This is a genomic window from Hugenholtzia roseola DSM 9546 (assembly GCF_000422585.1).
In the GTDB taxonomy this organism is placed as follows: domain Bacteria; phylum Bacteroidota; class Bacteroidia; order Cytophagales; family Bernardetiaceae; genus Hugenholtzia; species Hugenholtzia roseola.
This window is the reverse complement of record NZ_KE383881.1, coordinates 224419-234972: the sequence shown is the minus strand read 5'-3', so window position 1 is coordinate 234972 and position 10554 is coordinate 224419. Positions and strand designations below refer to the sequence as shown.

Below are 10554 nucleotides of genomic sequence, written 5' to 3'. Positions count from 1 at the left end.
ACATTAGCCGACCTATTACCAATTAAGAAAAAGTGTATTTTATTAACAGATTTAGGGTTTTATGGCTGGAAACTTCCACAAACAACACTTATTATGCCCCACAAGAAGCCCAAAAATAAGGAACTTACCAAAATACAAAAAGTTCAAAATAGACTACAAAGTAAAGAAAGAGTAAGAATAGAAAATGCGTTTGCACACCTAAAAGCATTACGAATTGTCAAAGAACGAATCAGAACTTACATAGACAAAACAAAAGAAACCGTATTCACCATAGCCGTAGCACTATACAATTTCAGGAAAACTTTTGCCCTAAAAAGAAAAGTCATACGGCTATAATTATTCATAAACTCTAATATTAAAACAGTCATCATATCAAAAAAGGCTTCTGTTCGCCTATGCGAATAGGTCAGCAAAAGCCCCAAAAAAGATACAGAAAAAGACCTGATTGCTTTTTTGCAAATAAATTTTGCGTAAGAATGACATAAATACAATATTTTTATTTTTTATTAAACTATTTTTTAGATAATCATTACATTTTTTTTGTAGCAACGCCCAAAAAAGCCAATAACGCAAAGATTTTTTCTTGCGCTGCCTATTTTTTTGCTATCTTGCTATCCGAAGTGCCAAAAGTTCATTTTGGCTTAGATAATTTTCATTTCTTTTTTCTATGCAACAGGTTTTTTCTAATTTTATGCAGAAGGCGGCTCTTTTTTGTGGCTTGCTTTTCTGCTTTTCTACGGTAGAGGCGCAAGATTTGGCATCAAATCGGGGAGTTGAGCTTGTTCGTCCTGATGGTTACTACCCAAAATATAGCCCCCAAAAGCCGACACACGAGCGCAAGGCAGCCGTCAAGACGCACTTACTCAATTTGGCAATCGGGAAATTTTCCCTTAATGGCGAAGTGGCTGTTTCGCCCAAAAATAGCGTTCAACTTCAAGCCTCCTATTGGGCTTGGAATAGAAGCGTCGATATAGACAATAGCAATGCAGATGCACGCTTGCGCAGTCTGGGCTTTACGCCCGAATTTCGCACCTACTTGGGAGCGGAAGCGCAGGCACTCAAAGGTTTTTACCTTGCGCCTTACCTAAACCTTTCTTTTATCAACATTGAAGTAGATGTAGATGGCGGAACGCCCGCGACGACAGGTTTTAGCCGCAACCGTTTCACCTCTTATGGGGGCGGTATCACCTTCGGGCATCAATTTTTGATAAAAGACCGCTTTGCCCTCGATTTATTTTTGGGCTTAGGCGGCTTTGGTGCAGATGTGCGCCGCCTTAGCATTACCTATCAAGACAATACGGTAGAAGAGGCAGATATTCCCTTTCCCGTTGTGGGGGTAGTGCCGCGCTTTGGCATTGCAACAGGATTCGCCTTTTAAAAATGGCAATAATCCTTTTTTCTTCTTGTAGGAATGGTTTAAGCCAAATTTTATTTTGCTAAAAATCTAAAAATGATTTTTACAAAATCTAATATTCCTACCAAACACCCCGCAGGGTTGCACCCAAGGCGGCTTTTATATCCACCCCTAATACTTCTTGTTTTTTTCAAAATATCAAAACATTTATGTCTTATCAAAAACGCAAGTTAGGAATAGGCGAGCTTCAATCGCTTATCTTTCATTTTGTTTTGGGCTTTTTACCGCTGACGGCGGCGTTTGCCCAAAGCCCCGACACAGCTCCACTTTGGCTTCGCTACCCTGCTATTTCACCCGATAGCAAGACGATTGTTTTCAATTATCAAGGCAATCTTTTTAAGGTAGGAAGCGAAGGCGGCAAGGCGGAAATGCTGACAAGCCATGCTGGATATGATTTTCAAGCGATTTGGTCTGCCGATAGCAAAATGCTTGCCTTCGCCTCTGATAGATTTGGCAATTTCGATGTCTTTCTGCTTGCGGCAGAAGGCGGCATGCCCAAACGCCTTACCTTTCATTCGGCAAGCGATATGCCTGTTTGCTTTTCGCCCGATGGCAAATATTTATACTTTACTTCAAGTCGCACGCCTATTGCTACTGATGTCAATTTCCCCTCACGCCTTTTCCACCAACTCTATCGCGTAAGTATCGAGGGAGGGCAGCCAGAATTGGTAGTGCCTCATACGATGGAAATGGCGCGTTTGGATAAAAGTGGGAAAAAGATTTTGTATTATGATGCAAAAGGATACGAAAATAAGTGGCGCAAGCATCATACCTCTTCCGTAACGCGCGACCTTTGGTTATACGACCTCGAAACCGAGCTTCATACCCAACTCACCGACCATGCCGCCGAAGACCGCGAAGGCGTTTGGGGGGCAGATGGCAAAACCCTTTATTTTCTAAGTGAGCGCAGCGGTTCGTTCAATATTTGGAAAATGGATAGCCAAAATCCGCAAGGGGCAGCCGTTCAGATAAGTCAGAACGAAAAGCACCCTATCCGTTTTCTTACCATTGCCGATAGCGAAATGCTCTGTTATGGTTATGATGGTGAAATTTATACCCAACTTCCGAATCAGGCAGCAAAAAAGGTAGCCATCGAACTTTATACCGACAATTTATACAATGAACGCCAAATCAAAACCCTTACCAGCGGAGCTACCGAATTTGCCGTTTCGCCCAATGGCAAAGAAGTGGCTTTTGTTGTTAGAGGCGAAGTTTTCGTAACTTCGGTAGAAGGCAAGATGAGCAAGCGCATCACCGACACGCCCGAACAGGAGCGCAGCATCAGTTTTTCTCCCGATGGCAAAAAATTGCTCTTTGCAGGGGAAAGAAATAAAAGTTGGAATTTGTATGAAGTGGAAATCGTATCTGAAAAGGAAAAATATTTCTATGCCGCCACTTTGCTAAAAGAAACGCCTTTGGTAGAAACACCACAGGAAACCTTCGAAGCCCGTTATTCGCCCGACGGCAAAGAAGTAGCCTTTATCGAGGATAGGAAAAAATTAAGGGTACTCAATCTGAAAAGCAAAACAATTCGCACCATTACCGACAAACTTTCCTATTCCTATTCCGACGGCGACCAATTCTATGCTTGGTCACCCGATAGTCAGTGGTTTTTGGTAGGATACGACCCCAATACGCGCTGGGTCATCACCCAAATAGGGCTTGTAAAGGCAGAAGCAAACGCCCCTATTTTCAATCTCACCCAAAGCGGCTACAACAACGCCTTTGCGCGTTGGGGCATCAAAGGGGAAGCCATGTATTGGCTCACCGATAGGGAAGGGTATCGCTCACATGGCAGTTGGGGGTCAGAATATGATGTTTTTGCACTCTATTTCACAGAAGCGGCTTGGAAAAAGGCAAGTCTGAATAAGGACGAATACGCACTTTGGAAAGAAAGCAAAGACGAAAAAGAGAAGGAAGAAGCCGATAAAAAAGCGGCTGCCCAAGAAACGAATAAGAAAGGCGACAAAAAGGATAATCCAAAAGCCGAAGAAGAGAAGCCACAACTGCTCTCGCTCGATACCCTAAATGCGCCTGAACGCCTCAAACGCCTCACCCGTCATGCCTCTCGCATGGGCGACTTTTGGCTCAATCCCGAAGGCACAAAACTCTACTATTTGGCTGCCTTTGAGGGCGGACTTGACCTCTGGTTGCAAGATTTGATAGAAAATGAAACCAAGTTGGTGCTTAAATTAGGTGCAAATGCGGCAGCTATGGAAATGGACAAAGAAGGGCAGCACCTTTTCGTATTGGCGGACGGAAATTTACAAAAAATAGACCTCACGACTCTTGCGCCCAAGCCGATTACGTTTCGTGTAGAAATGAACCTTCGTGCAGAAAAGGAACGCGAATATATGTTCGAACACCTTTGGAGGCAGGCACGTGATAAGTTTTATGTGAGCGATTTGCATGGCGTAGATTGGGATTTCTACAAAAAAGAATACGCCAAGTTTTTGCCACATATCAATAACAACTATGATTTTGCAGAAATGGCGAGCGAACTTTTAGGCGAACTCAACGCCTCACACACAGGAAGTGGCTATCGCGCCTACGACCCTGCAAGCGACCAAACGGCTTCTTTGGGCATTTTCACCGACCCAAATTGGGGCAAAAAAGGCGAAAAAGGTTTGAAGATTGTAGAAATCATAGAAAAAAGCCCTTTTACCTATGCCGAAAATCCGCCTCAAAGTGGCGATGTCATTACCCACATAGACGGCATCGAGCTTGTGCCTTCGCGCAACTACTATGAACTGCTCAATAGAAAAGCGGGGCAGCGCGTCTTGGTTACGATTCTGGAAAGCAAAACAGGTGCTTCTCGCCAGATTGTAGTCAAGCCTATTTCACAAGGCGCGGAAAGCGAATTGCGCTATCAGCGATGGGTAAAAAATTGTGAAGCCCAAGTTGCGCGTCTTTCTATGGGCAAGGTAGGTTACGTTCATGTGCGTGGCATGGATAGCGAAAGCTACCGCGAAGTTTATTCCAAAACCTTAGGCAAACATGCCGACAAAGCGGCTCTTATCGTAGATACACGCTTCAATGGCGGCGGCTGGCTGCACGACGATTTGGCTACCTTTTTGGCAGGACAAAAGTATTTTGACATCATACCACGCGAAGAAAAAGTGGGCGTAGAGCCGATGAATAAGTGGGAGCGTCCCTCTGTCGTCTTGATAAGCGAAGGCAACTATTCTGATGCTAATATTTTCCCTTACGTGTATCAACACTTAGGCGTAGGCAAACTGATTGGCATGCCTGTTGCAGGTACTGGCACAGCCGTTTGGTGGGAAACTTTGCTCGACCCTACCCTCTATTTCGGTATTCCGCAGGTAGGTATGGTGCGCAAAGATGGCAAGTATATGGAAAATACGGAATTGATACCCGACATTCAGGTCAAAAACCTGCCTAAACCTACCTACGAAGGCAAAGATGCACAATTAGAACGTGCCGTAGAAGAGCTTTTGAAGCAGGTTAAGAAATAGGGTTTGTAAATCAGCTGTAAAATAGGTTTGGTATTTTTGTAAGTGCTTGAAAAGCAAAGCAATATACAAGCCCGATGCCCTATTTTGCAGGCAAAAATGGCGCGAAGTTAGAGCTTCGCGCCTACAAACTACTTGATGGCTTGTTTCTTTTCCTAATACCAAAGATAGAAATCTGACTGGGCAACTATTAAGTTAAGATACAAACACAAAATATTATCTACTTTTTTATGAAAAAAAACCTTATTTACACCGACCGCGCCGACCTCTACGCACTTTGGCGCAAGGCACTCTTTCAGGATTCGCCTCATATTCCCGATAAGCAGGTTCAATTTCTCAAAGAGCTATTAGGCGAGCCACAAGAAGTAGGCAGCCTCATCGACTTGGGTGGCGGCGTTGGCATGCAGGCTCTGCCCTTGTGGGCAGCAGGGTATCAGGTAACAGTTTTGGATATTTCTACCAAAGCCTTACAAATTTTAAAACAAAAAGCACCCGATTTGCCTACCATAGAAGCCGATTTTGGTCAGATGCAACTCGAAACCGACTACCAAGTGGCTATCTGTTTATGGAGTACCGTTAATTATTTGCTCACAAAGGAGCGACAGCAGCATTTTTTTGAGTGGCTAAAAGCGCGAAGTCAAAAGATGATAGTCATAGACCAAGCTAATTTTTTACGTTATTCTAAAACGCAAACCGCAACTTATCAGGCAGAAGATAGCAGTGGGAAGATAAAAATAGAGCGGCAGTGGAGGCTTGAAAATCAGATGCGCCACACGCAATATTCCTATTTTTTTACCAACCCCGAAGGCGAAACACAAAGGTTGCAAGATAGTGAAAGGCAGTATTTCTTTACCGTCGAGGAAATGAAAAAATGGATAGGAGAGCCTTGGAAATGCACCCACCTTTTGGGCGAGTACGACCTTAATGCGCCCTTCGAACCCCAAACCTCTACGCGCCTTATTACCATTTTTGAAAAGTAAGCACAAAAAGCAAGGGAGTAAGAAAAAAGGCATTTCTTAACTTGTATGAAAAACAAAATTTTTGTATGTTTGTTTTTACATACGAATAATAGCCTCTCACGAAACGAAAATCCCCTTTTTACCATGAAACACTTACAAACTTTCAACGACACCGTAGGCAAGCCTTTTTTAAAACTCTACCATTTGCCCGAAATTGAGGCATTGCAGGGGGAGTGGTCTGGTTATGCCACTACTGAGGAACTTATCCAATCGCATAAAGCACTTCTAACCTATATGAAAGACCTCAAAATCAAGTATTGGATTTCCGATGCGCGTCAGTTTGAAGGTCCTTTTGATGGGGCAAACGAATACTTTGCTACCGAATGGATACCTGCCTGTGTGCAAATGGGACTGCGTTATGCAGGTTTTATTATGAGTTCAGATATTTTTACGCAACTTTCGGCAGAAGATTTGGCTGCAAACCCAGCTATGGTGAAGATGGGTTTTTATATGCGCATCTTTGGCAACATTCCCGACGCAAAGGCATGGTTTAGAGAAGAAGAATTGGCACAAAAAGGCTGATTCAAACCAATCTAAATGATAGAGTTTATGAATAACTTGTAAAATAGACTGCCTAGTGCAGGCTAAATCTATCTAACAAGCCTTGTTCGTAAGCTCTATTTTGCTTTCTTCTTTTTTGCATTTTCATACAAATAGAAAACTACTTACCTACTAATAGCCTTATAGGTTTTGACAACAAAAAAGTAAAAAAAACTTGCGCCCTTTTGGAAAAAGGTGTAACTTGCGACTGCCAAAACTGCCTTTGTAAATCGTACTATCGAGGGGTGAAAAGTCCTTTGGGTACTATGATGAGCTAAAAAAATGCGAATTGAAGTTCGTGTAGTTGCATGTTGGCTGACATTTTAAGAATGAAAAATATAAACCAAAAAATTGCATAATGCAACAACAGTTAGAAAAAAAACTCAGTGAAATATTGCAATTAGCGACAGAATTTAGGTCGTACTATGCAACAAACGAAATTGCTGTTAGAGAGCAGTTAATCAACCCTATATTGAATATTTTAGGTTGGAATACAGCAAACCCTAACTTTGTAAGACACAACGCACCAAACGACTTGGGTAAAATCCCTGATTACACTTTGTTGAAATTGAAGAAGAACGTTTTAGTCGTTGAAGCAAAAAATCTAACTGTTGAACTTAAAGACGATAAAATTATATCCCAATTAGCAGGATATTCCTATAATATGGGAATTTCTTTTGGTATCTTGACTAATGGTATAAAGTGGCTACTTTTCAATACATTTCAAAGAAACCCAAGCGAAAGGGTTGTTTGGATAGCGGATTTAGAGAAAGATGATACTAATTTTGGCAATACTATTAAGAAACTGATTACTATTTCTTACGATAATATTGAAAAATTGGAGAGTAGTATTCAGACAATCATGCTTTTGGAAAGTACTTGGACTACTGTTTGTCCAACCTCGCAAGACCTTGTAAAGTTAGTTTCTTCATTTGTAAGGGATAAGGTAAATACAGAAAACCCTAACTTCTTGATAGATTTTTCGGATATTGAGAACTTTGTAGAAGGCAAAATTAGTGAACTTTTTGATATTACTACGCCTATAAAAGCTCAGCAAGATACTGGTAAAGCAGAAATCGCAACAAGTGAAGGTCAAACAGGTCTTACCAACACTAAAAAAACAAAAACCTTGATAAAGGTTACTTTTACAGATAACACGAGTATTTATGAGAAGAAAGCAAGTGAAACATTTGTAAAAACAATAGAAAAAATAGGAATAGATAGAGTTAAACTTTTGGGACTAACTTTGAATGGATTACCGTTAATAGACAATCAAAAAAATGCCAATTACCAACAATATGAAGTAAAAAAAGGTGTTTTTGTGATGGTACACAGCGACACTAAAAACAAGATTAGTCGTTTGCAAGAGATTTCCGACAGACTAAATCTGAACTTGAAAGTGGAAACAGTAGAGTGGAAACCACAGGCGTAATGTTTTAATTGACGACAAAATAAAAACTATGCCCAACATTATGTTTGCTAAAAAGTTGACTAAGGTGTATAATTTAGGCTTTTATACTTTCTATAAACTTTGTGCGTAGGGCAAGGGAAGTGCTATTAAGCCCGCCCTTCGCAAACATTTTTCCGTTGGCTGATATATTGAGAACGAAAACCCGAAAAAATCGTAACTTTGCGAAAAACAAACAATATGACAAAAGCAAGACCATTTATAAAGTGGGTAGGTGGTAAAAATCAACTTTTAGAACAGTTTGAAAATTATTACCCCAATGAACTTAGAAAAGGCATCATCAAAAATTATGTTGAGCCTTTTTTAGGTGGTGGTGCTTTGTTTTTTGCTCTTTCGCAACATTACAAAATTGAAAATGCTTACTTATCAGACTTAAACAAAGATTTGGTTTTGACTTACCAAGTCATTCAACAAAGCCCTAACGATTTACTTGACTTTTTGGAACAGTATCAAAAAAATTACGACCAAACCGAACAAGAAAAACGCAATGATTTATTTTTGGCAGTGCGTAAGCATTTTAACTTGCAACGCTTTGAGATAAATTATAAAAAGTTATCTGATAATTGGATTTCAAGAGCAGCACAATTTATTTTCTTGAATAAAACTTGCTTTAACGGACTTTTTCGTCTTAACTCAAAAGGCGAGTTTAATGTGCCTTATGGCAAGTACAAAACCGCAATGATTTTTGACGAGCCTAATATTTTGGCAGTTTCAAAAGTATTACAAAACGTTGAAATTCAACAGGCTAACTATACAAGTTGTTTTGATAAAGTAACTGAAAATACTTTTGTTTACTTTGACCCGCCTTACAGACCTATCAGCCAAACGGCAAGTTTTACGACTTACACAGGGGCGGAATTTAAGGACAAAGAGCAACTACAATTAGCTCAATTTTTTCAAAAATTAGATAAAGAAAAAGGAGCAAAACTAATGCTTTCCAATTCAGACCCCAAGAACGAAAACCCCGAAGATGACTTTTTTGAAAGAGCATTTTCGGGCTACAATATTTTTAGGGTTTCGGCAAGTAGAGCAGTAAATTGCAATGGCGAAAAACGTGGTAAAATCAACGAACTTTTAATTACGAACTATCAATATGAACCACAAACCTTGGCAATCAATTTTTGATACATACAAAATTCACGAACACGATTTTTCGCAGAGTCCGCTTACATTGACAGCCGAACAAATCAAAAAAGCGACTGCACATTTTACAAGCACCACCGAAAGAGAAGTTCGTGTTTTGTGTAAACAGGATACAAGAGAGAGCAGACCGCAGGTTTTTGTGGATAATAACTTGTTTATTTTGCCTATCAAAAATGGTATTTACAGTATTTTGCAAGGGGAAGGCTATATTGATGTTCCCGAAATAACTACACAAGCAAGTATTTACAAGTCCAAACTTGATTTTGAGTTAGAAACTTCGCAAATCGGAAACTCTGAAATGCAACACTTAGATTTTGCGTATGCGTCAAGTTTGGTGCGTAGTTTTTTGGAAGATGAAAGTTTGGTTTTGACTATTCGGGGCAGAAAATATACGCCAAAATTTGAGTTTTATGCAGGACAGCATAAGCAACTTATCATAACTGAAAGTGTGCAAACAGAAGTTGATGCGGGTTATGAAGGTAGAAATCAAATCGTTTTGATAGAAGCCAAAAATTCGGCAACTAAAAACACAATTATCAGGCAGTTGTATTATCCATTTCGTCAGTGGCAAATTCACACCAAGAAAAAGGTAAACATACTTTTCTTTGAAAAACGGAAAGACGTTTATTCTTTGTGGGAGTTCGGTTTTGCAGACGAAAACAACTACAATAGCATAGAACTTCTGAAAAGTGCGAAATTTGAGATACAGGACAAATAAAACATCAGCCAACATTATGTTTGCTAAAAAGTTGACTAAGGTGTGTAATTTAGGCTTTTGTACTTTCTATAAACTTTGTGCGTAGGGCAAAGAAAGTGCTATTAAATCCCGCCCTTCGCAAACATTTTTCCGTTGCCAGCTATATTAGAAGACGGCGCAAACACCTAACACGACTTGTAAACGCTTGACAAAACTATAATTTGTAATTTATATGATAAATACTGTAAGCAAGATTATAAAACAATTATCCTCAAACCCCAAAAAACTGTTCCTCATAGACAGTATTGGGGCTTTGACTACTGCATCTTTATTGTTTGCGGTATTGAGAAATTTGAACGAATATTTTGGAATGCCTGAAAAAATATTGACCTACCTTTCTATTATTGCGGCTTGTTTCTTTATTTATTCAACGATTTGTTTTTTTGTTATTAAAACGAACTGGATAATATTTATTAAGGGTATTAGTATTGCTAACCTACTTTATTGCATCTCGACAATTAGTCTTGTGGTTTTCTATCACCATCAACTTACAACTCTTGGGATGGCATATTTTTTAGGGGAAATAGCTATTATATGCGGACTTGTATATGTTGAACTTAATGTTGCCACTCAAATCAACAAAAGCAGAATAGATAACAAGACAAATGACTGACAAGGAAACACAGCTGGTAATAGCACCTACCCAAAAGTGGCGGTTCAGTTTAGACTATTAGTTCGTTTTTTGAAAACATAAAATTATTATCAATTTTCATTATTTTTGGCGTTTTTGGAACGACAAA

The 10554-nt window shown here is 39.8% G+C and carries 9 protein-coding genes; all 9 read left to right on the top strand.

Going from position 1 to position 10554, the window contains the following annotated elements:
• On the top strand, positions 1-336 hold a 336-nt coding region (locus G500_RS23660; protein ID WP_154657172.1), incomplete at its 5' end, for a transposase family protein.
• Positions 337-667: 331 nt separating this feature from the next.
• Positions 668-1378: a DUF3575 domain-containing protein gene (locus tag G500_RS0114700; protein WP_027003105.1), complete on the top strand. Its 711-nt coding sequence runs from the start codon at positions 668-670 to the stop codon at positions 1376-1378.
• Positions 1379-1563: 185 nt separating this feature from the next.
• The gene (locus tag G500_RS0114695; RefSeq protein ID WP_051203672.1) at positions 1564-4890 is read left to right on the top strand and encodes a S41 family peptidase; all 3327 of its coding nucleotides are present in this window, start codon (positions 1564-1566) and stop codon (positions 4888-4890) included.
• Positions 4891-5117: 227 nt separating this feature from the next.
• Positions 5118-5867, top strand: coding sequence for a class I SAM-dependent methyltransferase (locus G500_RS0114685; RefSeq protein ID WP_027003103.1), 750 nt, complete (start codon positions 5118-5120; stop codon positions 5865-5867).
• A 123-nt stretch (positions 5868-5990) separates the two neighbouring features.
• Positions 5991-6428 (top strand): hypothetical protein, encoded by a 438-nt coding sequence (locus G500_RS0114680; RefSeq protein ID WP_154657171.1) that lies wholly within the window; start codon positions 5991-5993, stop codon positions 6426-6428.
• A 376-nt stretch (positions 6429-6804) separates the two neighbouring features.
• Positions 6805-7878 carry a type I restriction enzyme HsdR N-terminal domain-containing protein gene (locus G500_RS25170; protein WP_027003101.1) on the top strand — a complete coding sequence of 358 codons (1074 nt, stop codon included), beginning with the start codon at positions 6805-6807 and terminating at the stop codon, positions 7876-7878.
• A 216-nt stretch (positions 7879-8094) separates the two neighbouring features.
• Positions 8095-9039 carry a DNA adenine methylase gene (locus G500_RS0114670; protein ID WP_027003100.1) on the top strand — a complete coding sequence of 315 codons (945 nt, stop codon included), beginning with the start codon at positions 8095-8097 and terminating at the stop codon, positions 9037-9039.
• Complete coding sequence (locus tag G500_RS0114665) at positions 9008-9775, top strand: type II restriction enzyme (RefSeq protein WP_027003099.1); 768 nt, start codon at positions 9008-9010, stop codon at positions 9773-9775. The genes G500_RS0114670 and G500_RS0114665 overlap by 32 nt, the downstream gene beginning before the upstream one ends.
• A 211-nt stretch (positions 9776-9986) precedes the next feature.
• Positions 9987-10427, top strand: coding sequence for a hypothetical protein (locus tag G500_RS0114660; RefSeq protein ID WP_035757521.1), 441 nt, complete (start codon positions 9987-9989; stop codon positions 10425-10427).
• Positions 10428-10554: the final 127 nt, after the last annotated feature.

Coding starts and splice junctions, on each gene's coding strand:
- G500_RS0114700 (WP_027003105.1), top strand. CDS start 668: ATGCAACAGGTTTTTTCTAATTTTATGCAGAAGGCGGCTCTTTTTTGT.
- G500_RS0114695 (WP_051203672.1), top strand. CDS start 1,564: ATGTCTTATCAAAAACGCAAGTTAGGAATAGGCGAGCTTCAATCGCTT.
- G500_RS0114685 (WP_027003103.1), top strand. CDS start 5,118: ATGAAAAAAAACCTTATTTACACCGACCGCGCCGACCTCTACGCACTT.
- G500_RS0114680 (WP_154657171.1), top strand. CDS start 5,991: ATGAAACACTTACAAACTTTCAACGACACCGTAGGCAAGCCTTTTTTA.
- G500_RS25170 (WP_027003101.1), top strand. CDS start 6,805: ATGCAACAACAGTTAGAAAAAAAACTCAGTGAAATATTGCAATTAGCG.
- G500_RS0114670 (WP_027003100.1), top strand. CDS start 8,095: ATGACAAAAGCAAGACCATTTATAAAGTGGGTAGGTGGTAAAAATCAA.
- G500_RS0114665 (WP_027003099.1), top strand. CDS start 9,008: ATGAACCACAAACCTTGGCAATCAATTTTTGATACATACAAAATTCAC.
- G500_RS0114660 (WP_035757521.1), top strand. CDS start 9,987: ATGATAAATACTGTAAGCAAGATTATAAAACAATTATCCTCAAACCCC.